This window comes from Weissella uvarum, assembly GCF_016908785.1.
In the GTDB taxonomy this organism is placed as follows: Bacteria; Bacillota; Bacilli; order Lactobacillales; family Lactobacillaceae; genus Weissella; species Weissella uvarum.
The window spans coordinates 69,018-94,640 of sequence record NZ_JAFBEO010000001.1 but is presented as its reverse complement, the minus strand read 5'-3'; the positions used below and the strand labels follow the sequence as shown (position 1 = coordinate 94,640).

Below are 25,623 nucleotides of genomic sequence, written 5' to 3'. Positions count from 1 at the left end.
TTAAATCTAAAAATCATGACAAAGACGATGAGGATGAATCATGGCACGTTTAAAGATGTATAAAAGTGGTAAGTTTTGGGTGAGTTCAGTTGCAACAACTTTAGGAACTGCGACCGCCTTGTTGGGTGGTACCGGAGCTGCTCAAGCCGATGAAGTCGGTACAAATGCAATTAATCAAGCTGATCAAACTGCACATGATCAAGCCGATTCTGATGAAACAACTTCAGTTAAGGATCAAGTTCAAAATCAAATTGCTGCTAAGCTGCAAGCTGATCCAACTAATACACAAACCGTAGCACAAGCCCCAGTGAAGGCGGAAGTTACCAGTCAAGCACCAGCCTCAACTGCGGTACAAAGCGTATCATCCGGTGCAAATCAAAAGATCAGTCAAGCTACCAGTGTGAGCCAGACTGTCGTAAGTCAGTCCGTTAACAATCAATCGGTTACGAGTGGCACAGCAGCGCAACAAAGTGGTGTGGCAAACAAGGTCACTAGTCAATCGATGAGTTCACAGACGACTCAACCAAGCAATGGTATTAGTAAAGCAACAAGCCAATCAGTAAGTTCGCAGACTACTAAATCTACACAAGCATCAACGTCAACGGCTAAGAGTGCAACGACAAAACAGTCGACTTCAATGGCCAATGCTACTCAACAATCAGCTTCAACGAAGCAAACAAATGGGACTAAGCAATCAACAGCTGCTAAAAATACTCAAGCACAGTCAACTAGTGCGACAAAGACTAGTGCAAGTAACCAAGTGTCAGTTAAAAAGACCGTGACCGTAGCGCCTAAATCAGTCCAAACGGCCTCAACCTATAACTATTCAGAAACCCAAAAGGCCAATGCTCGCTTTTTGTATCAGTATTTTTCAGCGCGTGGTTGGACTCGGAATGCCATCGCTGGAATGTTGGGGAATATGACGATTGAAAGTTACTTATTGCCTGATATTACTGAAATTGGTGGCGGCGGTGGTTATGGACTAGTGCAATGGACCCCAGCCAGCAAGTTAGTTAATTGGTGTCGTCAAAATGGTTATGATTACCGCACTCTAACAGGCCAAGCGGCACGAATTCAATTTGAAATGGTAACGCCGGGAACACAGTTTTTCCCAAGTCGCTATAGTAGTATGACGGCATCGCAATACATGAAGAGTAAAGCGTCAGCCTTTGATTTGGCCATGGTCTTCATGAACAATTATGAGCGTCCATATGACTCATACCAACCTGTACGTGGTAATATTGCGAATTACTGGTTTAACTATCTTGGTACTGTGGCGAGCGGATCGACAAATACCGCGCCAAATACTAAAAATGGTTATGTAAAGAGTAGTAATAACTGGTATTACTATGTGAATGGTAAGGCGATGTCTGGTCTTCGTACTTATGGTACGAATGGTTTGGAATATTATGATCCAACCACCAAAGCGCAAGTGCGTAATAAGCGGGTAACTGTTAACCAAGCTACTTATTACTTTAATGGTGAAGGTGATGCCATTACCGGTTTGCGGACGTATGGCAAGAATTCAATTGAATATTATGGTCAAAACCATAAGCGGTTGTCGAACGTCTATGTTCCTGTGGGTAGCACTTATTACTACATGGGTAGTGATGGACAAGCAGTTTCTGGCTTACGACGTTATAGCGCAAGTGGGTTAGAATACTATAATCCAACGACCCATAAACAAGTCCAAAACCAACGGATCACTGTTGGTCAAGATACCTATTATTTCAATGCCGTCGGTGATGCAATTACTGGATTACGTAAGTATGGCAAAAATTCAGTTGAATATTATGGTAAAAACCAAAAGCGGTTATCAAATCTTTACGTACCAGTGGGTAACACTTATTACTACATGGGTAGTGATGGACAAGCGGTTTCTGGCTTGCGCCGTTACGGAACAAATGGTTTAGAATACTATAACCCAACGACTCGGAAGCAAGTCCAAAATCAACGTATTACTGTTGGTCAAGATACTTATTATTTCAATGCCGTTGGTGATGCAATCACTGGCTTACGTAAGTATGGTAAGAATTCCGTTGAATACTATGGTAAAAACTTAAAGCGTTTAAAGAATGTTTATGTGGCAACCGGTTCAACTTATTACTATATCGGTAATGACGGGCAAGCTATGACTGGTTTGCGTAAGTATGGTAAGAATGGGTTGGAATATTATGATCCAACGACCCGCAAGCAAGTGCGTAACCAACGGGTAACGCTAGGTAATACAGCTTATTACTTCAACGCCGTTGGTGATGCGATTACAGGCCTACGGCGTTATGGCAACAATGCTGTTGAGTATTATGATCCTCAAACGCATCAACAAGTTCGGAATAAAACGTTAACGATCAATGGGAAGCAATATCATTTTGACGCAAATGGTCAAGCAGTTGCTGGTGGCTTTAAGCGTCCGGATGGTAAAATTGAATACTACGATCCAACAACCAAGGCGCGTGTTATGGTTCCGGGTTATGTTAAGACTGGGTCAACGTACTATTACTTTGATAAGCAAGGTTATGCGGTAACTGGCTTGCGTAAGTATAGTGCGACCGGTTTGGAATACTATGATCCAACGACTGGCAAGCAAGTTCGGAATGCAACTCGTACTGTGAATAATAAAACGTACTATTTCAATGCAGTTGGGGATGCAATCAACGGACTACGCCAATTGGGTAACGGTCAAGTTGAATACTATGTCAATTTCCAACGCGTTGAAAATAAGACGCTAACAATTAATGGTGTAACATATCGCTTTGATAAAACAGGGCGTGGTACCCGGGTTTAAAAATAAAAAGGAGCAGCTAACTGATAGTTAGCTACTCCTTTTTATTAACTGCGTCCTAAGAGACGTTTTGCAAGTCGATATAATTGATACTTGGTTTTTTTAACCGGTACAATGTAGGTTCCAACCTTTTCTTCAACAGTACCACTGAAACCAGACTTAAAGCCTAAGACACCATCTGATCCATCAAAAAGGCCTTCAATCCCGTAAAAGTTAAAGTTTGGGATTTGACGTTCAATAGTCCGATTGAATGCATATTGTTGGACTGCATATGGACCATAGTACTTTTTAAACTCGTCATAGGTGCCAGAATATAGATAAATCATCTCATTCGCCGTGGCGATAAAGAGAGCTCCCGATAGGACAACCTTTGCTTTACCGGCCTTAGCCATGTCGGCTTTTGCATCAGCGATGCGCTTTTCATGTTGCTTAACCTGTTCGCCTAATTCATTCCGTTCGCGCTTAAGCTTTTTGTAGTTAGGCTTTTCTGCAATTCGGGCATCAAGCGCTGCAATCTGAGTTGATAGGTCTTGAATGGTTTGTGTTTGTTCAGCAATAAGTTGTTCAAAATCAAGTTCTGAGAATACAAAATAAGCATCATCACCAAAGTTATCATAGACTTTGTAATAAAAGTCGAGATCTTTATCATGATAATTGAGACGGTCAGCAGTGGCTTGAGTTAAGGCCTTGAAATCAGGGAGTTCATCACGTTGTAACCGTCGGGTTGTAATATGGAATTGTTCAACCTTTTTTGTATAATATTTACCATCTTTACCAAAAGAGTCACGCAAGGCCTTTTGAGGGTCATCAGCGGTAATGATTGGACGAAAGTCCTTTGTATATTGCCAAGCTGGTGATTCGCTGGTAGTCCATCCTTGATGGGGTGCGATATGCTCAGAAGCTAAAGGCATCAAAGCACGGTCAACGATTTGATCTGGTTCGCTTAACGCGTTCCCCTGATCGTCAAAGGTTTGGAGAATTTTATTTGGAACAATTTCTAAATAAAGCCCACCACGGTCTTTAGCGAATTTGACAACATTCTCAATAAATTCACGAACGAGAGCGGTGTCTTGATAGTCAATTAACATACCACCATCAATTTTAAATAGTTGACCAAGGTGAACGGGGGTCCATGCCACGACTGCGGCAGCAATTACGTCACCAGCATCATCGACTTCACCTAACAGCGCGGTTTGCCAATCCCGTTCATTGAGTAACTCAGCTTGTGCACTGGTTTGTAGATAGTTACCTTGTGGGTGGGGTTGGGCAAAGGCGTCGAATTCTTGTTGTGTTAATTCTTTAAATTGCATAAGTTATGCAGTGCCTCTCTTAATCTCAGTTTTAAAGCCCTATTGATGATAGGGTAGATGACAATATCTTAACATTTAATGAGAGACGTTGCCTAAATTGAAACTAAAAGGTTATTTCCTTTATGAAAACATTACTTTTTAGATGGTATCTTAAATTTTATGACCTAGGCAAAATAATTTTCTAAAAAGAGCGCTACACCATCTTGTGCGTTTGAGGCAGTGACATCAGTAGCCAAGGCTTTAATCTCTGGAATGGCATTGCCCATGGCAACACTGGTACCGGCTAGCTTAAACATTGGTGCGTCATTTTCTTCGTCACCAAAGACCATGAGTTGTTGTGCATCGAGGTTAAAGTGATCTAATAATTTTTGTAGACCACTAGCTTTATTAACGCCTTTAGGAACGAATTCAAGTAGGTTACGCCGTGAACGAACATGATCCATCGTTTGGGTTAATTCAGGGTGTGCTGGGAGTAATTGAATGAACTGGTCTAAGGTGGCCTCTGGTGCAGCAACAACAAATTTATTGAAGTTCAAATCAGCTGGTAAATTTGCTAATGCGATTTGTTGATAAGGCATTCGTTTATTTAATAATTCATGATAAGGCGATTGACCATAATCTTGAATTGAGATGACTTCGTTTTGAGCCACTAAATCTATCGGAAGTTGCTGGTCATGAATAAATGCAAACATGTCTTGGACATCTGCTAAGTCAAAGTGTGCATCAAAGAGATTAGCGTCACTGACGATATTCTTAACACAGCCACCATTGAAAAGAACAACGAAATCGTCAGGATGGTTGAGCTCTAATTCGTTTATGAAAGGGGCAACATTTGGGAATGGTCGGCCAGTGCAAAGCACAATGTGTTTACCCGCTTGATGTAATTGTTTGAGCACCCGTGTGGTGCGTGGCGATAATTGTTTTTCTGGATTGAGTAAAGTGTTATCCATATCAAAGGCCAATAGTTCAATTTCAGACATTAGTAAATCCTCCAGTTGCTTTAATAACTTGATACTAAGTCAATTCTGGTTGAATGTAAATTATCCAGTGTGTGTTCTATTAATATGATGCATGCTATAATCTAGTTATTGAAACTAGCTATAGTAGATTAGAGGATTGATTACCATGACAGAACAAAAGTTTACATTACCACGATGGAATGAATTGCCAACATTAGATTTATACTTAGATCAAGTCGTTAGTTTAGTTAACGGCTATGTGGCTGAAATTATGCCCGCTAATCAGAAGAGAGTCCTGACAAATGCCATGTTAAATAATTATGTTAAACACGATTTAATGCCAGCGCCAGTTAAGAAGAAGTATAGTCGCCAACATGTTGTTTTTTTAATTTTGATTAGTTTAATGAAACAGGCATTTAGTCTTGATGAGGTGCAGCGTGTATTAGACTTAGCTTTAAGAGACCGTTCTTTAAAAGACTTTTATGATGAATACTGCGATGCGCAAGAAGCGGCGGTTATTTTTGTACGAACTGCGCAGGTAGAAAATGCCATGGCCTTAAAGGCACATGGTGAGTTGAGTCAAATCGTGGCCTTGGCAATTGCCACCAATCTCTACAGTAAAACTTTGATTGCCCAATTGGAGCAAGATCAAGAGCATAAAACCCTATAATTTTAAGGTAATTGTATTGTTATCCGTGTTTAATAAGTAACAATGCTGAAAAATCTGTTTAAAAGCGTTATACTTAATAACTAACAGTTTTTAAATAGTTAAAAAGAATGGAGAATGTAATGGAATATCTATTAGCATATTTGAATGAATTAAATGGCTTTAAATTTGGACGCTTGTTCTCATTTAAAGGTGATTTAGATCGAGAAAGCTTCTTTTTAGGTGGCTTGGCTTGGGTAATTTTAGTTAGTTTGGTGGTAACACCAATCGTTTACCTCGGTATGTTTGCAGCAAACATGTTGATGATGAGTGGGAATTTTAATGCAGCCCAATCTGTTTTCTATATCTTAGCTGCACTATTAATTTTGATCGCAATTGTTGTGATTGTGCAAGCTTTGGCTGCCATGAAGCGTCGTTTACATGATGCTGGCGTTTCAGGATATTACTTATTGTTCTGGATTGTGCCAATCCTTGGAGCACCAATTACTTTGTGGCACGCCATTAAGCCTAGCCAAGGACAGTCAACCGTAACGGAGGCTTAAGATGGAGTTTTTAAAGCAATTTTTAAATCAAGAATACGGGTTGTATTCATTTTCAGGGCGGTTAAGCCGAAGTAGCTTCTTCCTTGGCGCTTTGTTGCTATGGTTCTTTATTTCAGCGATCACCGTTCCAGTTAGCTATTTGTTGTTTGCTTTTGCACCACAACTTAGTGTAGCGGCAGGTTCTGGTTTACCAGTTTGGCTTGGTATTATTTTTGCGATTTATGTGTTTATTCTTGTGAACTCATTTATTATTGTCTTAGCAGCAGCTGTACGGCGCTTGCGTGACGCAAAAGTATCACCATTCTGGTTGTTACTAATGTTGATTCCTTTCTGGGGTGAAGCAGTTGTCTTCTGTCAACTAATCCGTCGACCAGCACAAACAACGGAGGCAGATCATGAGTAAAAAAGTTAGAATTTCGATTGTGTTAGTTGTTTCTGTGTTTATTGCTGCGTTGGCTGGTGTGGGTGTTTACCAACAAGCCTCTGTCGTTGAATCAGTTTTGCAAATTACGCCGGCTGAGCCAGCTAAACCAGCTGATGTACGTAAACAAGCCTTAGCTGGTGTGCGTGGTAAGAATAAGCCAGATGCTAAGCAGGTTGAGAATCTCGAAAAGTCAAAGACTTGGGTCGGGGCTGATAAAGGTGGTTACTTCCAATTACCTGACTACGGACATCGTAAAGATGTTGTAAGCGCTCAATCAAACGATAATTTGCAACAAAACGGAACATTCACACAGACCTTTGCTGAGAAATCAGATAAGATTTTTGTAACGCATACCAAGGTTGCTGCTAAGAGTCAAATTGCGCAACAGATGAATCAGGACGTGACACAATTGGCGCAACAATCTATGCAATCATTGCAGGGCTTGAAAAACTTATCTGGTCACCAGTTAAATAAGGATGCCATTGTTTTGACAGGTTACAGTGATACGGAGAACAAGAAGCAAGGTCAAGTGAAGGAATTCATTTCCATTGTGTTCGTTCGCGACAGCTATGGTAACTTGCATATGTATTCTGTTGAAAGTCGTCAAGATAAAGAGAGTGTTGCCAAGAATATTGCAACTTTGACAACATTAGCTGGATCTCGGACCGAAGCTCAGCCAGATGGTATTAGTTTTAGCAAGCATGTGCAAAAATAAGGCTTGAAATAGGATTTAAGTTTCACTTCAGTGCGCTTTAACTTTTGTTTATAGTTAATCCTTTATATTAATAATCATAGAGTTAACCCAAAGCTCTATAGCTTAATAATGATTAGCACATTGCATAACTTACTCCTACTCCTTAATTAAAAAATACATGTTAATCAGAAAAGGTAGCTAGTGTTTCAGCACTAGCTACCTTTTTGTTTTGACTTCAATCGGTTAACCAGTTAGGCTATGATTAAAGCAAAGAATGGAGGTCGTAAAATGGTTCAATATGATTACGATGTTGTCATTATTGGGGGTGGCCCTGCTGGACAACAAGTTGCCTATGGTTTAGCTGAGCAAAAGCGGATTTTAATTATCGAAAAAGATCTTTGGGGTGGTACATGTCCAAATCGAGGCTGTGATCCAAAGAAGATGTTGTATGGTGTCGTTGAAGCTAAGCGTCAAACTGAAGCCTTTCAAAACAAAGGGCTACAAGGCGTTCCTGAAATTGATTGGGCTGCGATGATGGCATTTAAGCAAAGTTATACAGATCAAATTCCATCTGGGACTGAAGCCGGACTCCGACATGCTAATATTCATCACAATCATGGTACGGCGCGGTTGCTTTCTGACCATGCCCTTGATTTAGATGGCGAAGAAATTTCGGCCGATAAAATCGTGATTGCAACCGGAGCAACAGCGGCGAAGCCTGAAATTCCGGGTCAAGAATTATTAGAAACTAGTGATGATTTTTTGAATCAAACGACTAAACCAAAACAAATTGCCTTAATTGGTGCTGGCTATGTTGCCATTGAGTTAGCTAATATTGCGGTTTCAGCCGGTGTTACAGTGCATATTTTTCAACATAATCACGCCATTTTGGGTGGTCAACCACAAGCATATACGGATGAACTCACTGAATTATTGACTCAAAAAGGAATTATCTTCCATTGGGATAGTGACGTGACGGCTGTAGAAAAACAAGACCGTAGCCTCGTGGTAGAAACTAATCAAGAGACAGTTGCTGGCTTTGATCATGTTTATAGTGCCATGGGTCGACCAGCAAATGTCGCTGATTTAGACTTAGCCGTAGCCGGGGTGAAGTTAGCTGAACATGGTGGCATCCAAGTGAATGATTATCTACAAACGACGGCAGCTAATATTTATGCTGTAGGAGATGTCGCAGCAAGTCCTGCACCAAAGTTAACCCCTGTGGCTGGTATTGAGGGACGATACGTGGCTCAAGTGTTGAGTGGGAAAATTGATAAACCTATTCAATATCCAACAATCGCGCATACTGTTTTCGCAGGGCCAGAATTGGCTCAAGTTGGGGTACCTCTGGTGGAAGCACAAGCCCATCCAGATAGGTACGTCATTAATGATCAGCAATTAGGAGCTTGGTACACCTATATGCGCATGGGCGATGCTCATGCGAAGGTCAGTGTTATTACCGATAAACAAACCGGTATCATTGTTGGTGCAGTAGTTTTGGCCACGAATGCGGAAGAAGTCATCAATTACTTTGCTGAGATGATTGGACAACAACAAAGTGCTGACGTATTGCAAACATGGGTACCAGTTTATCCAAGTGCTGCTAGTGATTTAACATACCTATATTAATAACGATAAGCAACTAGGAAACTGGTTGCTTTTTTGTAACCCTTTTCAAGTTAGAGGGTGGTTAAAAATAAATTTATGAAAAAGTGAATAAAAAAATCGTTTAATTTTTTTATCATACATGTAAAATTAAATTTGCGATGAAGATAAAATGTATTTTAACTAAAATGCAATATAAATGTTTGCTTTATTTAAAGTGTGGGCGTAAAATGTATTAAGTTAAAGCAGGGCTTAAGCTATGTATGCATTGGGCCTATGCAAGCACTCATACTTAAAATAGTGTAGAAAGGTGGTTTATATGAGTGAAACAAACGAACAACAAGCACCAGAAAAGAAGTTTCGTTTAATTCAATATGCGAATGGTAAGTCGCTTGAAGAATTGAACGGCTCAATTCCAGTGCCAAAGGAATCTGATGCCGGATTCTGGAAGACGCTTTTGCGTTATTCAGGTCCTGGTGCTTTGGTTTCCGTTGGATATATGGATCCAGGTAATTGGTCAACGTCAATTACGGGTGGTCAAAACTTTGGCTATCTCTTGATGTCTGTAATCTTACTATCAAGTTTAATTGCGATGCTTTTGCAATACATGGCAGCTAAACTTGGTATTGTGACTCAGATGGACTTGGCGCAAGCAATTCGTGCGCGTACAAGTAAGGCGCTTGGTGTGATTCTTTGGATTTTGACTGAGTTAGCCATCATGGCAACTGATATTGCCGAAGTTATTGGAGCGGCGATTGCCTTATATCTATTATTTGGAATTCCACTGATTATCGCGGTGTTTATCACCGTCTTAGACGTTTTCGTATTGCTATTATTGACTAAGGTTGGATTCCGTAAGATTGAGGCCATTGTGGTTGCTTTGATTTTGGTTATCTTATTTGTCTTCGTTTATGAAGTTGCGCTTTCTGACCCAAACTGGGGTGGTGTGTTAGCTGGATTGATTCCAACGACTGAAACTTTCTCAGCAAGTAAGGAAGTTAATGGTATGACAGCTTTGAGTGGTTCGCTTGGTATTATCGGTGCGACAGTTATGCCTCACAATCTATACTTGCATTCAGCTATCTCACAAACTCGTCAAATTGACCATGATGATGAAGAATCAGTTGCACAAACAGTGCGTTTCAGTACTTGGGATTCAAACATCTCGCTTACAGCAGCTTTCTTCGTTAATGCATTGCTATTGATTATGGGTGTGGCCGTCTTTAAGACTGGCGCAGTACAAGACCCATCATTCTTTGGTTTGTATAAGGCTTTGTCAGATACATCAATGTTGAGTAACCCGGTTTTGATTAGTGTTGCCAAGTCTGGTGCACTTTCAATCTTGTTTGCGGTTGCTTTGCTTGCTTCAGGTCAAAATTCAACCATTACTGGAACGTTGACTGGACAAGTTATCATGGAAGGATTCATTCATATGCGGATGCCTTTGTGGGCCCGTCGTTTGATTACACGTTTGCTTGCTGTTATTCCAGTTGTCTTGTGTGTCTTGTTGACAGCAAATCAACCAGAAGTACAACAACACGAAGCCTTGAACACGCTTATGAATAACTCACAAGTCTTCTTGGCCTTTGCTTTGCCATTCTCAATGATTCCATTGTTGATGATGACTGATAGTCGTCAAGAAATGGGAGACCGTTTCAAGAACACCTTGATTATTCGGGTCTTGGGTTGGATTTCAGTTTTGGCCTTAACGGTCTTGAACCTGTATGGTTTGTTCGGAAAGGCTGGATCAATTGCTGCCTTCTTCGGTGATACTGTTTCAGGTCAAACATTGGTTGAGGCTAATATCATCGCTGCGATTGCAACTATTTTGGTTTTGGCCTTGTTAGCATGGACAATTTACGATTTGCGTCGTGGTAATAAGCGTTATGCTGAACAAATTGCTCAAGCACAAGCTAATCAAAATGCTGAATAAAAATTATTAAAAATAGTTTGAATCATGCTGATTCAAGCTATTTTTTTTGTGCAAAAAAAGAACCATGCTCGATGACATGGTTCTTTTAATTTTTAAATATTAGTGACGCTTTTTAAGCAAGCCACCCATTCCAAGCGTTCCGATCAGAACGCCTAGTCCAGTCAAAACATTTTCGCTATCTGATCCTGTATTAGGAAGGGTAGCCTCGTGTTGCTTTTGACCAGCTTGTTTAGCAACTGTCGTGTTATTAAGTTGTTCGGTTGCAGTCGTTGAACCTAGGGTTTGGCTAGTAGCAGCAGATTGAGAACCTTGAGTTTGTGATTCTGGTGTTATTATAGCAGAACCAGTAGAACCGTTAGATTCAGGAGTTACTGTTTCAGAACCGGTAGAACCGTTAGATTCAGGAGTTACTGTTTCAGAACCGGTAGAACCGTTAGATTCAGGAGTTACTGTTTCAGAACTAGTTGAGCCATTAGACTCAGGATTGGTAGTTTCAGAACCGGTAGAACCATTAGATTCAGGGGTAGTAGTTTCAGAACTAGTTGAACCATTAGATTCAGGGGTAGTAGTTTCAGAACTAGTTGAGCTGTTTGACTCAGGATTGGTAGTTTCAGAACCAGTTGAACCGTTTGACTCAGGGGTAGTAGTTTCAGAACTAGTTGAGCCATTAGACTCAGGATTGGTAGTTTCAGAACCGGTAGAACCATTAGATTCAGGGGTAGTAGTTTCAGAACCAGTAGAACCATTTGACTCAGGGTCAGTTGTTTCAGCGGTTGGGATAGCACTAATATCTAGATTAATGCCAAAGTTTTGTGTTTCTGAGAAACCAGGGACAGAAATTGTTACGCTACCATTGAGTAGGCTTGATAGGCTGTCAGTTGGCAAATCAAAGGTCCAAGAAGAACCATCTTTGACTCCAGTCACACCATTAACGGTCATATTCGCAATCATGGCTGCAGTTGTAGAACTAGTTGCAGAAATCTTTAATTGTGCACGATCACCGTTAATTGTGACACTGGCACCAGAAAGAAGGCTGCGACTCATCCCTGGTGAAACTTCAGTTGAATTTGGCTTGAGGTATGTGGCTGAAATATCGAAAGTACCATTTTGTAGCTTGCGATTTTGGGTTGTCTGTGAGTCAGTTGTGCCAGTTTCTGAAGTAGTTGATCCATTTGATTCAGGCGTAGTGGTTTCTGAATTAGTAGAACCATTTGAATCAGGGGTAGTCTCAGAAGTAGCTGGGACATATGGCGCAACTTGACTCAAATCCAAAATAACAACATAGTCTTGTGTCTCGTTAAAGTCGAGCGCTGCAACGTAGACCTTAACGACACCTGTAAGCGTCTTATCAAGGTCGGCCGTTGGCACATTAAATACGAAATTGTCGCCTGAGCGAACACCAGTAACGCCATCCAAAGTAATATTTTGGATCATGTCGGCATTGGTTGTATTCTTAGCGGGCAAGGTTAGGGTTGTTGTGGCGCCATTGACTTGGATGGTACCAGTAGTACCCATGAAACTTTGCATTGTTGACTTTTGCGTTGTATCGCTAGCCTTACGGTAGGCATTTGATGTATCGGTTTGGTAAGTACCATCAGCGTACTTTGGAGTTGCTGCAGTCGTTGCAACGGCTGCCTTAGTTTGAACTGGTGCAGCTGTACTTGTAGCAGTAGCTGTTGTTTGTGCTGAGACAGTTGAATCAGCTGTGGCTTGGCTTGAAACTGCTGCACTGGTTGCTTGTGTGGTAACAGCTTGTGTTGATACGGCATCGCTGACTGCTTGAGATGCAGCCGCTTGTGATGTGGCACTTGTAGCTGAAGCGGCACTAGTTTGTGAAGCAGTGGTTGTTTGAGCTGGTGCGTCAAGGGTTACCGTGTTGGCATCGGTTGTGGTTGAACCTTGCTGAACAATACTAGGGTCTTCATTGTTAGTGGTTTGAACGTCATCAGCATGGGCATTGGCTGTGTTTAAGCCTAAGACACCTGCTGAAAGAAATGTACCAACTAGGGCTGAAACCCAAAGCTTACCAGACTTGAAAAGCTTTACGTGTTCTTTATACTCGCTCATCTTGTTCTCCTTTAATGTGAAAAAAATATAAAAGTTCTTACGTATGAATATTCTAACAGAAAAAATGACAAAAAGCCCGAAAATGTCATTATTTTATGACGAAAAATTGAGAAATGTCAGAAAAACGGTGACAAGTTTGCTTTGGTTGGTAGATAGACATTGGAAATAAAGCTTTTTAAATAATTTTAACCTTAATTTGATATAGTTAAATTATTATCCGAGGAGGAGTAAGCATGAAAGATAAATATGTATTAGCAAATCAAACCATTGCCGCGTTAGTGAAAATTCCGACCGTGCAAGTGGACCGAAAAAATTTCTTGAAAGATCAATTTAAAGGCGATCCAAATTTAAAAAGGATTTTAGCCGAAGGACCACAAGCGGTTTATTCCGCTGATGAATTACGTGATATGGCTAACGACATTATTAAAGATAATGTTGGCAAGGCCGCGACAACATCAATCCTAGCTGGATTGCCAAGCAACCCATTGATTATGTTGGGGACTGGTGCAGCCGATGTGGCCCAATTCTTTGGGCTATCTTTGCGGATGGCGCAACAGTTAGCTTATCTATTTGGTTCAGATGAGTTATTCAGTGCTAAGAGTAAGTTGACGGATGCCGAAGAAGAACGATTGCTAGCATTGTTGGGGGCGATGTTTGGCGTATCTGGCGCGGCAGCCGTGTTGTTTGTGGGTTCTAAGCGAATTGCTGAACCAATCGGGACCAAGTTAGCTGGTAAAGCGGCAATGAAGGCTGTCGGTCATCCGGTTATTAAAAAGATTGGTCACGCAGTGGGAAGTCGTATTTTTCATCAAAGTTTAGGGCAAACCTTAACCAAGTCAGTTCCTGTGATTGGAGCCGTTTCATCAGGAGCTTTGACTTACGTCACCTTTAAGCCAATGGGCGCCCGTTTGGCTGATTTATTAGCGGAAAACTTAAAAGAACAAGAAAAGTTGGCAGCTGATCAAGACCAATTGATTAATGAAAAATAAAATGCTTTTGAAGATCGTTTCGTTTTGAAACGGTCTTTTTTTATTGGAAAAAGTTGTCCAGTCGATAAATAGGGTCAGCTAACGTTTTTTAAACAACATGACTAGCCATGCTGTTAAGAACCTGTCATAAAGCAGTTGTAACCGCTTTCATATCATGATAAATTTATGGCGGAAGGATGGCAGAGGTGATGGAAAAGTATCGCGAGATTTATTCTGATTTAAAACAGCGTTTAGATGCAGGTGAGTTTGAAGCCGGTAAGTTATTACCAAGTGATCACAAGCTGATGCGAGATTATCATGTGGCGCGTGAGACAGTGCGCAAGGCCATGAAATTATTAGCAGAAGAAGGCTATGTGCAACGGTTACGTGGCAAAGGGACAATTGCAATTGATCAAAAGCAATTCCATTTTCCTTTGTCCGAAATCACGAGCTATAGCGAGTTAGTACAATTGGAAGATTTGAATTCAACCAATCGACTAATTGATTTTGAAACGATGGAATTGCCAGCTTACTTTGGAGCTGATGAAAAAATTCCAGTATACAAGATTGTCCGTTTACGTTTGGTCGATGGGGAGTGCGACATTATTGATTATGATTATGTTTCGCAAGCTGTTGCGCCAGATATAACGCCTAAAGCAGCTCAGCAATCACTTTTTTTGTATTTTGAAAAGCAGTTAGGTTTAGAAATTGACTATGCTGTTAAGACTTTGACGGTTGAAGCAGCTAATGCAGATGACCGGCGCTATATGAACATCCCTAGCCATACCCCCATGGTTGTTGTACGTAGTAAAACTTATTTAAAGGATAGTCGCGTGCTGTCGTATACCGAGTCTCGTCATCGGGCGGATCGGTTCTCAACAGTGGTATTTGCTAAGCGACATTAGCAAAGGAGTAGATATGTTTGGATTTGGAAAGAAGAAAACCTTGATTGAAGATGCTCGCATTTTCGCCGCAACTGATGGTCAACTCCATCCTTTGGCCGATGTAGCTGATCCAGTTTTTGCAACTGGCATGATGGGGGATGGTTATGCCATTGAGCCAACTGATGTAAAACAAGTGGTGGCTCCAGTTTATGCCAAAGTGACAGTTGTCCAAGGTCATGCAATTGGGATGGAACGCGCAGATGGATTGCAATTTTTAGTTCACGTTGGCATTGATACGGTGAACTTAAATGGGGCGCCATTTAAAGCAACTGTTGCCGTCGGTGATATTGTGGAACCTGGTGATACGCTCGTTGAAGTTGATTGGGCTGCAATTGATGCGTCTGGACTTGCTAAAACGGTAATGGTCTTGATGCCAAATGAACAAAAGTTAGGGGCGCATGTTGCGATTGACACGAAGCCAAGAACAGTGACGGTTGGCGACGAGTTAGGATCAGCACAACGTTGATGATATAAATAATAGGAGCGAACAGATGGGACAAGATTATCAAGCATTAGCAAGCGCAATTATTAGTGGCGTTGGTGGAAAAGAAAATATTAATTCAGTGATTCATTGTATTACGCGTTTACGTTTTTACTTAAAGGATGAGAAGAAAGCGAACAAGGCTGCTTTAGAAGCATTGGATGGTGTTGCAGGTGCTGTTTATAATAGTCAACTTGGTCAATATCAAGTGGTCATTGGGCAAGCTGTAGAGGATGTTTACGATGAAGTGATTAAGCAATTGGGACCAGCTTATGCTGGTGGAACCACTGATGAAGAAATTGTTGATGAACCAAAGCAAGAAAATCCTACTACTTTGTGGGGGTGGGTTGTTTACGCTTTCCAACTTTTGATTGGAACCATTACTGGATCAATGATTCCGGTGATTGGCTTGTTGGCCGCTTCGGGTATTCTAAAAGGGTTCTTGACTCTCTTTACCCAAAACTTACATTGGATTGATCCAGAATCTTCGACTTTCATTATTATTAACGCGATGGGCGATTCGGCCTTTTATTTCCTACCAATTTTGGTCGGCTTCTGTGCTGCTAAGCAATTGAAGTCAGATCCAATGGTTGTGGCGACAATTGCTGGGGTTTTGGTGCACCCATCAATTGCTGCTATTTGGCAAGAACCAACGAAGGGGATGCCAACTTTGTTTAGCGTGCCATTGAACGCAAACTTCTTCGGTTTACCTATTCACATTCCACAGTATTCTTATTCAATCTTCCCAATTATTTTTGCAGCGTGGATGGCACGTCCAGTTGGAAATTGGTTGAAAAAGCATACACCATTAGCATTACGTTCGATTTTTGTCCCATTGTTTACCGTATTCATTGTGACAACAACGGTCTTGATTGTGATGGGACCAGCCGTTTCATTGTTATCAGCCGGTTTGGCTGCTGGAATTAATTGGTTAGTTACATTGAACGAAGCAATTGCCGGAATGATTATTGGTGGTTTGTATCAGTGCTTGGTTATCTTTGGTTTGCATTGGATGGTGATTCCAATTATTTCAAACGACATTGCTTCAACTGGGCACTCTGTTTTGAACGGTTTGATTAGTTTCACAATGGTTGCGCAAGGTGCTGGTGCTTTGGCGGTTTGGGCTAAGACTAAGAATGAAAAGCTTAAGGGTCTTTCATTGGCTGGTGCGTTGTCAGCCTTTGCCGGTGTGACTGAACAAGCGATGTACGGAATTAATTTGAAGTATGGTCGTGTTTTCTGGATGGCTAATATTGGTGGTGCCGGGGGTGGTTTGCTAGCCGGCTTAATGAAAATTGATATGTTTGGCTTTACGGGGTCATTGATTGGCTTCCCATCATTCTTCTCACCAAAGAACGGCTTTAACATCTGGGCTTTTGTCATTGCATCAGCAGTAACGGTGATTGTGTCATTTATCTGTGTTTACTTCTGGGGCTTCAGTGATAAGGACATTGCCAAGGCAAAGACAGCTGAACAAAAGAATGTCTTTAAAGATGCAGTTGAATAATTAAAGGAGACCAGCATGCAAGCGACAGATTGGCAATTACATTATGATACGATTGCACAAACGGAAAAGGCGTATGGACGCGAAGCGCTACTGACACTTGGTAATGGTTATATGGGCTGGCGTGGGGCTCCTGTATGGACTAAACAGACTGATAATCATTATCCAGGTCTATACGTAGCTGGAATTTTTAATCAAACAGCTACACCGGTAGCAGGACGTGATGTGATTAATGAAGATTTAGTGAATTTACCTAATCCACAGTATTTGCGGATTGTGGTTGATGGACAGGTTTTAGATGAAACGAATTTAGTGGAACAAGAGAGCACATTAGCGTTTGATTCAGGCCAACTCCATGAACGTGATGTTTTTCAAATCAAAGCAGGGCATATATGGATTGACACAACGAAAGTGATTAATCATTTTGACTGGCATCAAGCAGGCTTTAAGCTGAATTTGTCGGCCGACTTTAAGGCTTCCATTGAATTAATAAGTTTGATTGATACCACAACCATTAATGCCAATGTGAAACGTTATCGAGATTTTGTATCACATGAATATGATGTATTATCGATTGATCCCGATGAACAAAGTGTTTGGATTAAAACAAAGCAATCGGCGTTAACGATTGGAATTGGTGCTAAAACAACATTAAAGCAACAAAGTCAGTATATCGACAAGCAAGTAATGGCTGAGGGAAATGGTTTAGCTGAAACCTTTGCCGCGACACTTGTACCTGGTGTACCGCTTGAGCTTGAAAAGCAGTTTGCAATTGTGACCTCCCAGGAAACTGGTTTGGATTTGCCAAGAGCATTACAAGCACATATGCAAGATAATCAGTTTGAACTAATTAAAGCTGCTAGCCAACAATATTGGTCAAAAGTTTGGGAAGACGCTGATATTCAAGTGGATACCGCAGATGAGCGCACGCAACAATTAGTACGCTTAAATATCTTCCACTTGCATCAATTGGCTCAAAAGTATGCAAATCCACAATTAGATGTGTCAGTAGGATCACGTGGACTAACCGGTGAAGGTTATCGGGGACACATTTTTTGGGACGAATTGTTCTTGATACCATATTATGCTGCCAATGAACCTGAAACGGCGAAGGCGTTACTACAATACCGGATTCGCCGCTTATCAGCAGCCCAAGCCAATGCCAGTAAGGAGGATGAAGTAGGAGCCATGTATCCTTGGCAATCAGGGCTATATGGGGATGAACAAGCACAAATTATTCATCTAAATACGATCGATAATAGCTGGATTCCTGACAATTCACGTTTGCAACGACATGTAAGTTTAGCAGTTATTTATAACTTGTGGGTTTATACAAAAATTACTGGGGACACCACCTTATTGAATGAAGGTGGCTTAATGATGACCTTGGAAGTGGCAAAATTTTGGCTAAATAAGGTTGAGCAAGGCACAGATGGTCGCTTTAATTTAAATGGGGTGATGGGACCGGATGAATTCCACGAGGGTTATCCAGATGCTCAAACTGGTGGGGTGAAAAATAATGCGTATACTAATGTGATGTTGGCTTGGATGCTGGCTTGGATTGGTGAACTGTCCGAAGACTTTGAGCCGTTCCAAGCGATTGCAGCAGCAGATGCGTTTAATCAAGCTTTGCTAGCTAAAGCTGAGCAAGTGGCGCAACAATTGAATTTAGAGATTGATGCCGCCGGTGTAATTGCACAATTTGATGGTTATTTTGATTTGGAGCGCTTAGATTTAGCAGCATATCGTGAGAAATATGGGGACATTCATCGAGTAGATCGCCTTTTGAAGGCGGAGGGAAAGTCGCCAGATGCTTATCAAGTGGCTAAGCAAACTGATTTGTTGATGTTGCTTTACAATTTTGATGCAACGCAGGTACAACAGCTTTTGACCCAACTGGGGTATGCGCCGGCTGAGGATTGGTTGCAAAAGAATAAAGATTACTATTTAGCACGAACGGTGCATGGATCAACGACTTCACGGCCCGTTTTTGCTGGAATTGATGTGACATTGGGTAATTTGGATGAAGCAAATACATTCTTGATGGAAGCCTTGCGTTCCGATGTTGATGATATTCAAGGTGGAACCACGGCGGAAGGTATTCACACGGGTGTGATGGGAGAAACGTTGTCGGTGATTCAAAATCATTTTGCTGGAGTGAGCTTGACACAAGATATCTTAGCAGTAGACCCGCACTTACCAAAGAACTGGTGCTCAGTGCACTTTAAGCAACGATACCAGGGACAGTTGCTTGATTTATATATTAATCAACAGCAGGTGCGGATTACGACCGACGGGCCGTTGCAGATTAAGGTGCAAAGCAAAGTTTATGATGTTGATGAGATGCAACCATTGCAAGTTCAGTTAGAGGGATAATATGCAAAAATTTGAAAAAATTCGGGGCGCTGCTTTTGATTTAGACGGTGTTTTAGCAGATACAGCTAAGTTTCACACCCAAGCTTGGCGGGAATTAGCTGAGAAAGTAGGGGTTAAGTGGACTGATCAGCTCCAAGAAGCTTTGAAAGGGGTTGGCCGCATGGACTCCTTAGAGATGATTTTAGCGGCTGGCAATATAGAAAATACTTACAGTGATGAGCAAAAGCGCGCTTTAGAAGAAGCTAAAAATCAGCGTTATCAAAACTTGGTGAATCAATTGACCCCAGATGATGTTTTGCCGGGGATGCACCAGCTCCTTGATGATTTACGCGTTGCTGGAATTAAAATGAGCGTTGCTTCAGCTTCAAAAAATGCGCCGATGATTTTAGAGCGCTTAGGCTTGTTAGGTTATTTTGAAGGTATTGTTGATCCTGCCGAAGTTCAGGCGGGTAAGCCAGATCCAGCAATCTTTAGTAAGGCTGCTGAATTATTGCATCTGCCACCTGAGGTCGTGATCGGTTTTGAAGACGCGCAAGCTGGGATTCAATCAATTCGGAGTGCTGGTGAATTAGCTGTCGGAATCGGTGTGCCGGGTGATATTACTTTTGAAAATACGCACGACGTTACCTTAGCTGCGTTAAAAGAAAAAATATAGGTGAAAAGGCTTGATACGTGATTGTATCGGCCTTTTTTGTTTGGTAACGAAAAGCGTTACATGTTATTTACATGAAATCCACGAAACTTACAGTCCTTATACAATGATTGTCTATAATAGATTTTGTTGAAAGGGATTGAGCCTTCTAATTGATGCTACTACACAATCACTTGATGCCTTTCAACATTAATTTTAAAGGAGATACTTTCATGATGAAAAGTACATTAATTAAGACAACGCTAGGTGCGAGTGTTTTAACAGCTGCAACAATTATCGGTGGTGCTAACATTGCCCATGCGGATACAAAGGTGATGGCTGTTGGATCAACCGCAATGCAACCATTGGCCCAAGAAGCCGGTGAAAAGTTCGGTGAAAAGCACAGTGATATCTCAGTTAACGTGCAAGGTGGTGGATCAGGAGCTGGCTTGAGCCAAGTTGGCAAAGGTTCAATTGATATTGGAAATTCTGATATTTTTGCATCACAAAAGAAGGGGGTTGACCCTAAGAAGATGCAAGATAATAAGGTTGCTGCCGTTGGGATTGCACCCGTTGTGAATAAGGATGTTTCGGTCAAAAACTTATCATCAAAGCAATTGAAGGATATCTTTAGTGGTAAGATTACTAACTGGAAGGAAGTTGGCGGTAAGGACGAGAAAATCGTTGTGATTAACCGAGCTCAAGGTTCAGGGACACGTTTCACATTTGAACAAAATGTTTTGAATGGTAAGTCTGCTAAGACGGCTCAAGAACAAGATGATAATGGGGCGGTTCAAAAGATTGTTGGCCAAACGCCTGGTGCAATTTCATACTTGGCCTTTTCATATACGCAAGGTCATTCAGCCGATAAGTTGAAGACGATTAAGGTGGATAACGTCAAGCCTAGTGATGAAAATGTAGCCAACAATAAGTGGAAGATTTGGGCGTACGAACACATGTACACAAAGAAGAACCCAAACAAGGCAACAAAGCAATATGTTGAATTTGTGAAGTCAGATGCGATGAAGAAGACCACAAAGAAGTTGGGATATATCCCAATGTCTGACATGAAGGTTCAAAAAGACGACCAAAATAAGGTCACTAAATTAAAGTAAAAAACTAAAGCATGTCCATAATTTGGACATGCTTTTAAAATGTTTGGAAATCGGAATCTAATTTGTCAAAAGCGTAAAAATTCGGTATGATGGATGGGTTGTTGATTTTAGAACAGTACATAGAAAGTAGTTTAAATTTGAAAGGTCATTTAATTTTCTTAACCATGATCACCACAATGGTGACAATTAATACCATCATCGCATACGGGTTAAATGCGGTTGATGTTGCGATTATCTTGCAATTATTAGTTATGATTATTCCGGGTGCTTTTGCTGTCCGTCAATTTGTGACAGTACCCTTAGTAAAAAACATTGAAGCACGTTTTTTGCAGAGTATTCACCAACATTGGCGGCAATTAATTATTTTCCCAGCGTTAGTGATTTTTATTAATTCTGGGATTATGACGTTAATTACAACCGTTCTCAAGAATTTGGGTGAATTTCCGCTCCTAACCAACTTTTTGCAAGGTTGGGGCTTTAAGTTAGCGATTATTTTTCCGCTATTCTTTTTTGTGGTTCGCCCCTTATGGAATAAAATTTTTGCATGGTTCGAAACGGTGCAAGCAGATTAAGTTAATTTTGCCCAAGCTATCCTAAAGGGGGATAGCTTTTTTTGTGTACAAATTATCGCTTTTAGGGCTGGTTTTTAAGCTATAATAGAAATTAAATCATAAAAGAATAACATTTACTCTATGAAACCATAGAAAGTTAGAGGAGCGTGCTGGTGAAAATTAAGTTAAATAAGATGCGATTCCATAGTTACATTGGCTATTTTGAACAAGAACGCGTGGTAGGACAAGATATACTAGTTTCGATCGTTTTGACGTTACCGGAAAAGGATGTTTCAGCTTACTTGGCTGATGACTTAGAACAGACGGTTAATTACGGTGAAGTTTATCAGTTAATTGCTGATTTGATTCAAAATAATCATGAGATTAAATTGCTGGAAACTTTGGCAGCGATGATGATTGAACAAATTCATGCCCATTTTCCAGATCAAATCGACTTGGTTCAAGTGCAAATTGAAAAGTTGAATTTGCCGATTGATGGCATTTTAGATAGTGCAGAAGTTGAATTAGCGGGGTAGTTATGGAAAATATTGCATATGTTGGCTTAGGTAGTAACATGGGGAATTCTAAACAAACTTTACAAGCTGTTTTAGAGGACTTAAATCAAGAACCAGACCTTGATGTTGAGCAAGTATCGCATTTTTATGTGACAGATCCGGTTGGTATGGTTGACCAAGATCAGTTTGTGAATGCGGTCATAAAGCTTAAAACGTCATTAACAGCTGAAGCGTTATTAGATGTATTACATCGCTATGAACAGAAATATCATCGCGTTCGAACGATTCATTGGGGGCCACGCACGCTTGATTTAGATATTGAACTTTTTAATAATGATGTGATTAATAATGCGGTTTTGGATGTACCACATCGTGAAATGTTTAATCGTTTATTTGTTTTAGTTCCATTACAAGAAATTATGGATAAAACGCATCCAAAATATCAGCAAGTTAGTGATGCGATTAATACACTTAATGGCAGCCAATATATTATGCGCCTGGACGAAATAGGAAAGTGATAAGTATGGATCAACAATTAATAGAAGAAAGTGTTCGCAATATTTTTAAAGCGATTGGTGAACAACCTAATCGGCCTGGGTTACAAGAAACGCCTCAACGTGTCGCAAAGATGTATGAAGAAATCTTTAGTTCGTTGGATCAACCAGAGTTCGAAGCTTACAAAATATTCGATACCGACCATACGAATGATGGCGAATTAGTGACAGTTACTGAAATCCCATTTTATTCAATGTGTGAGCACCATCTGTTGCCTTTTTTTGGAACGGTTTCTGTTGGTTATGTGCCACAAAATGGACGGGTAATTGGGTTGAGTAAGATTCCACGGTTAGTCGATTATGCAACGCACAAACCAACCTTACAAGAGGAGGTTACCAGCACCATTGGGAATACATTAATGGATATTTTGGATCCTGCTGGCGTGGCAGTTTTGGTTAAAGCACGGCACATGTGCGTGGAAATGCGTGGCGTTAAAAAGCCGGGTAGTGAGACCAAAACGACCTTTTATCGTGGTGCTTTTGAAGATAAGGCATTACGCCAAGAATTTTTGGAGACGATTAAGAGCTAAAGATGACAATTGGTTAGTGGTACGGAACAGATGGGAGCGTGCAAGTGATGATGACATACGCAGAAATCATGCAACAAATCCCAAAACAGATGAAGTATGTTGATGATATTGATCGAGTGGCGCTGTTAAATCGAATTTTAAAGCAGTTGGGACAGCCCCAGGCTAATTATCCATTGATGCACATCTGTGGGACGAATGGGAAAGGTTCAACAGGCGTGTTGGTACGAGACTTTTTAGTAGCAAGCCAAAAGCGGGTTGGACATTTTAGTAGTCCGCCGATGTACGATGACTTAGAACAAATTGCAATTAATGGAAAATCAATGTCGGAAAATGAATTTGTGGAAGTTTACCAAAAGCTACTGGAAGCTTTACAAGCGCTTAATTTGACACAAGCTGATATCACAATTTTTGAAACGTTTGTCTTGATTGCAGCAGTCTATTTTGCGGAACAAGCTGTGGATTTTGCCATTTTTGAGTGTGGCTTAGGTGGCGCACTCGATGCTACTAATGCTTTGGGGATGAGCGATTATACGATTTTTACTAAAATTGACTTGGACCATATGCAAGTTTTGGGGTCGACCTTATCGGAAATTGCGACTAATAAGGCACAAATTATTGATCCAAATTCAATTGTGTTTAATTACCCCGATCAAGATACGCAGGTTACGGATATTTTAAAGCAGGAAGCAGCGCAAAAACAGGTAGCATTCATTGATAAAACCCCTTATCGGATTACACGAGTTAAAACGCGAGATGGTCATCTATATGTGGATGTCCAGTTAGCGGACGGGCTTTACCCTAATCAGCCTTTTGGTTTGTTAGGAGCTTACCAAGTCGAGAATCTACAAAATGCCTTGAATTGGTTGTATATCTACAATCAGCAACATCAAAATCAACCGATTGCGGATACGTTAATTTTACAGGTAATTAAACAAGTTAGTTTGCCGGGGCGGATGCAACAAGTGCATCAAAACCCCGATATTTATATCGATGGCGCGCATAACGAGAATGCTATTGCCGGGCTAGTTGCGACTTTAGGGACACAGCAACGTTACGATGTGATTGTTGGCTTTTTGAAAGATAAAGACTATGCTGACTGTGTCGCATTGTTGGGGCAACTAAATGCACATTTTATTCTCACAGAACCAATTCAGCCAGAACGGGCTCTAAGTTACACTGATCTCGCACAAACATTTAAGGCTGAAGGTATTACGGATTTTTCAGTTGCCGATGACCTTACAGATGCGTTGCGCCAAGTACAAGGTACAAAAAATCCAATAATTGTCACAGGTTCATTCTATCTCATTAATCATGTCGTACCGCTTATTCAACAGGAGGAATTGTTTTGAAAATTACAGAATTAACGAAGCAAAGGGCCCAAACATCGGCTGAACAACTATTAACTCAACAAGCTTTGCGGCAAAGAAGCGTTGTCGTTGCTTTTGTGGCCGAAACGCCTGAAGAGCAGCAAAAGTTGGCGCCGGTGTTGCGTCGCTTTAATGTGGTGTATGTTGCTGACCATGAACGTAATTTAGCAATTTTAGATTTTAATGCATTGGCTGCGCTTGAAGCAGAATTTTCAAAAGTATTCGATGACGCAGCAACGCAGGCACTAGCTTCAATTCAACGAGCCCATCAGGTTGTTTGGCAAGCTGGAGATTTTCATTTTGATTTGACCACCAAAGGATTGGTTTATGCCATTTTGAATACGACACCTGATTCTTTTTATGATGGTGGTCAGTATTTTGATGAGATTGCGGTTCGAGAACACGTTGCTGAGATTTTAGCGCACGGGGCTGATGTCATTGAAGTTGGTGGCCAATCAACACGTCCTGGTTATACTGAAATTTCAAGTCAGGCTGAAATTGATCGAATCATGCCATACATCAAATTGATTCAAAATGAATTTCCTGAGGCGGTTATCGCAGTTGATACATATAAGCCGGTGGTTATGGAGGCGGCTTTGGACGCTGGTGTGTCAATTATTAATGACATTAATGGTTTTGTGGATGACCCAGTTAAAATTGATTTAATGCGCCAATCAAATGTCGGCATGGTCAGTATGTTGAACCGACGGTTGATGGATGAACCGATTACTTACGACACGGTCATGGCTGTGTTCCGAGATCAATTGCAACAATTTAAGGCGGCTGGTATTGATCTTAATCGGGTTGCACTTGACCCTGGTGTTGGTTTTTCAACGGTGGGAAATTTGCATAACGATTTAGCTTTGATTCATGGCATTAGTCAATTGAATGATTTTCAATTGCCAGTTATGGCGGCGGTTTCTAATAAGAGTTACCTTAAAAAGTTGCTTGATTTAGAGAAGGATGACCGGGTGATGATGAGCGTTGTGACCGAAGCGCTCATGTATGAGCAAGGCAATCAAATTATTCGGGTGCATAATGTTGAAGAAACAGATCAAATGCGCCGTTTGATCGATAATATTCATGAAAGTTATTTAGCTTAAA

23 protein-coding genes are annotated in these 25,623 nt (G+C 40.9%); 20 read left to right on the top strand and 3 right to left on the bottom strand.

The genetic code is table 11. The features are described from left to right. The first annotated feature begins 40 nt into the window (after nucleotides 1-40). A complete protein-coding gene (locus JOC36_RS00485) occupies nucleotides 41-2,785 on the top strand; it encodes a phage tail tip lysozyme (RefSeq protein ID WP_205144929.1) in 2,745 nt (914 codons plus the stop codon). Between the two features lie 44 nt (nucleotides 2,786-2,829). On the opposite strand, the gene JOC36_RS00480 is transcribed toward JOC36_RS00485, so the two are convergent. Next, complete coding sequence (locus JOC36_RS00480; protein WP_205144548.1) at nucleotides 2,830-4,092, bottom strand: peptidoglycan bridge formation glycyltransferase FemA/FemB family protein; 1,263 nt, start codon at nucleotides 4,090-4,092, stop codon at nucleotides 2,830-2,832. A 164-nt stretch (nucleotides 4,093-4,256) separates the two neighbouring features. Further along, on the bottom strand, nucleotides 4,257-5,072 hold the full coding sequence (locus tag JOC36_RS00475; protein ID WP_205144547.1) for a Cof-type HAD-IIB family hydrolase: 816 nt from the start codon (nucleotides 5,070-5,072) through the stop codon (nucleotides 4,257-4,259). A gap of 145 nt (nucleotides 5,073-5,217) precedes the next feature. Between JOC36_RS00475 and JOC36_RS00470 the strand changes: the two genes are divergently transcribed. From JOC36_RS00470 to JOC36_RS00445, 6 genes are all read left to right on the top strand, one after another. After that, on the top strand, nucleotides 5,218-5,721 hold the full coding sequence (locus tag JOC36_RS00470; RefSeq protein WP_205144546.1) for a DUF1836 domain-containing protein: 504 nt from the start codon (nucleotides 5,218-5,220) through the stop codon (nucleotides 5,719-5,721). A gap of 119 nt (nucleotides 5,722-5,840) precedes the next feature. Then, complete coding sequence (locus JOC36_RS00465; protein ID WP_205144545.1) at nucleotides 5,841-6,260, top strand: DUF805 domain-containing protein; 420 nt, start codon at nucleotides 5,841-5,843, stop codon at nucleotides 6,258-6,260. A gap of 1 nt (nucleotide 6,261) precedes the next feature. Beyond that, nucleotides 6,262-6,663, top strand: coding sequence for a DUF805 domain-containing protein (locus JOC36_RS00460; RefSeq protein WP_205144544.1), 402 nt, complete (start codon nucleotides 6,262-6,264; stop codon nucleotides 6,661-6,663). Further along, nucleotides 6,656-7,399, top strand: a complete 744-nt coding sequence (locus JOC36_RS00455; RefSeq protein ID WP_205144543.1) for a hypothetical protein — start codon at nucleotides 6,656-6,658, stop codon at nucleotides 7,397-7,399. Before JOC36_RS00460 ends, JOC36_RS00455 begins: the two co-directional genes overlap by 8 nt. Before the next feature lie 267 nt (nucleotides 7,400-7,666). Then, entirely contained in the window at nucleotides 7,667-9,007 is a 1,341-nt protein-coding gene (locus JOC36_RS00450) for a dihydrolipoyl dehydrogenase family protein (RefSeq protein ID WP_205144542.1), read from the top strand. A gap of 295 nt (nucleotides 9,008-9,302) precedes the next feature. Continuing rightward, a complete protein-coding gene (locus tag JOC36_RS00445) occupies nucleotides 9,303-10,916 on the top strand; it encodes an Nramp family divalent metal transporter (RefSeq protein ID WP_205144541.1) in 1,614 nt (537 codons plus the stop codon). A gap of 99 nt (nucleotides 10,917-11,015) precedes the next feature. On the opposite strand, the gene JOC36_RS00440 is transcribed toward JOC36_RS00445, so the two are convergent. Next, nucleotides 11,016-12,983 (bottom strand): KxYKxGKxW signal peptide domain-containing protein, encoded by a 1,968-nt coding sequence (locus JOC36_RS00440; protein ID WP_205144928.1) that lies wholly within the window; start codon nucleotides 12,981-12,983, stop codon nucleotides 11,016-11,018. Between the two features lie 233 nt (nucleotides 12,984-13,216). Between JOC36_RS00440 and JOC36_RS00435 the strand changes: the two genes are divergently transcribed. From JOC36_RS00435 to folP, 13 genes are all read left to right on the top strand, one after another. Beyond that, nucleotides 13,217-13,972 (top strand): hypothetical protein, encoded by a 756-nt coding sequence (locus JOC36_RS00435; protein WP_205144540.1) that lies wholly within the window; start codon nucleotides 13,217-13,219, stop codon nucleotides 13,970-13,972. A 188-nt stretch (nucleotides 13,973-14,160) separates the two neighbouring features. Beyond that, entirely contained in the window at nucleotides 14,161-14,856 is a 696-nt protein-coding gene (treR, locus tag JOC36_RS00430; protein ID WP_239517484.1) for a trehalose operon repressor, read from the top strand. A 13-nt stretch (nucleotides 14,857-14,869) separates the two neighbouring features. Further along, on the top strand, nucleotides 14,870-15,361 hold the full coding sequence (locus JOC36_RS00425) for a PTS sugar transporter subunit IIA (RefSeq protein WP_205144538.1): 492 nt from the start codon (nucleotides 14,870-14,872) through the stop codon (nucleotides 15,359-15,361). Between the two features lie 25 nt (nucleotides 15,362-15,386). Then, a complete protein-coding gene (locus JOC36_RS00420) occupies nucleotides 15,387-16,883 on the top strand; it encodes a PTS transporter subunit EIIC (RefSeq protein ID WP_205144537.1) in 1,497 nt (498 codons plus the stop codon). Nucleotides 16,884-16,898: 15 nt separating this feature from the next. Next, nucleotides 16,899-19,256: a glycoside hydrolase family 65 protein gene (locus tag JOC36_RS00415; RefSeq protein WP_205144536.1), complete on the top strand. Its 2,358-nt coding sequence runs from the start codon at nucleotides 16,899-16,901 to the stop codon at nucleotides 19,254-19,256. 1 nt (nucleotide 19,257) lies between these two features. Then, nucleotides 19,258-19,911, top strand: a complete 654-nt coding sequence (gene pgmB, locus JOC36_RS00410; RefSeq protein ID WP_205144535.1) for a beta-phosphoglucomutase — start codon at nucleotides 19,258-19,260, stop codon at nucleotides 19,909-19,911. 209 nt (nucleotides 19,912-20,120) lie between these two features. Further along, nucleotides 20,121-21,002, top strand: coding sequence for a phosphate ABC transporter substrate-binding protein (locus JOC36_RS00405; RefSeq protein ID WP_420825611.1), 882 nt, complete (start codon nucleotides 20,121-20,123; stop codon nucleotides 21,000-21,002). Nucleotides 21,003-21,088: 86 nt separating this feature from the next. Beyond that, nucleotides 21,089-21,574 (top strand): DUF2798 domain-containing protein, encoded by a 486-nt coding sequence (locus JOC36_RS00400; RefSeq protein ID WP_205144534.1) that lies wholly within the window; start codon nucleotides 21,089-21,091, stop codon nucleotides 21,572-21,574. A 152-nt stretch (nucleotides 21,575-21,726) separates the two neighbouring features. Then, nucleotides 21,727-22,089 carry a dihydroneopterin aldolase gene (gene folB / locus JOC36_RS00395; RefSeq protein WP_205144533.1) on the top strand — a complete coding sequence of 121 codons (363 nt, stop codon included), beginning with the start codon at nucleotides 21,727-21,729 and terminating at the stop codon, nucleotides 22,087-22,089. Between the two features lie 2 nt (nucleotides 22,090-22,091). Further along, entirely contained in the window at nucleotides 22,092-22,586 is a 495-nt protein-coding gene (gene folK / locus JOC36_RS00390) for a 2-amino-4-hydroxy-6-hydroxymethyldihydropteridine diphosphokinase (protein ID WP_205144532.1), read from the top strand. Between the two features lie 5 nt (nucleotides 22,587-22,591). Further along, nucleotides 22,592-23,152: a GTP cyclohydrolase I FolE gene (gene folE, locus JOC36_RS00385; protein ID WP_205144531.1), complete on the top strand. Its 561-nt coding sequence runs from the start codon at nucleotides 22,592-22,594 to the stop codon at nucleotides 23,150-23,152. A 47-nt stretch (nucleotides 23,153-23,199) separates the two neighbouring features. Beyond that, a complete protein-coding gene (locus tag JOC36_RS00380) occupies nucleotides 23,200-24,501 on the top strand; it encodes a bifunctional folylpolyglutamate synthase/dihydrofolate synthase (protein ID WP_205144530.1) in 1,302 nt (433 codons plus the stop codon). Continuing rightward, nucleotides 24,498-25,622 carry a dihydropteroate synthase gene (gene folP, locus JOC36_RS00375; RefSeq protein WP_205144529.1) on the top strand — a complete coding sequence of 375 codons (1,125 nt, stop codon included), beginning with the start codon at nucleotides 24,498-24,500 and terminating at the stop codon, nucleotides 25,620-25,622. Before JOC36_RS00380 ends, folP begins: the two co-directional genes overlap by 4 nt. Nucleotide 25,623: the final 1 nt, after the last annotated feature.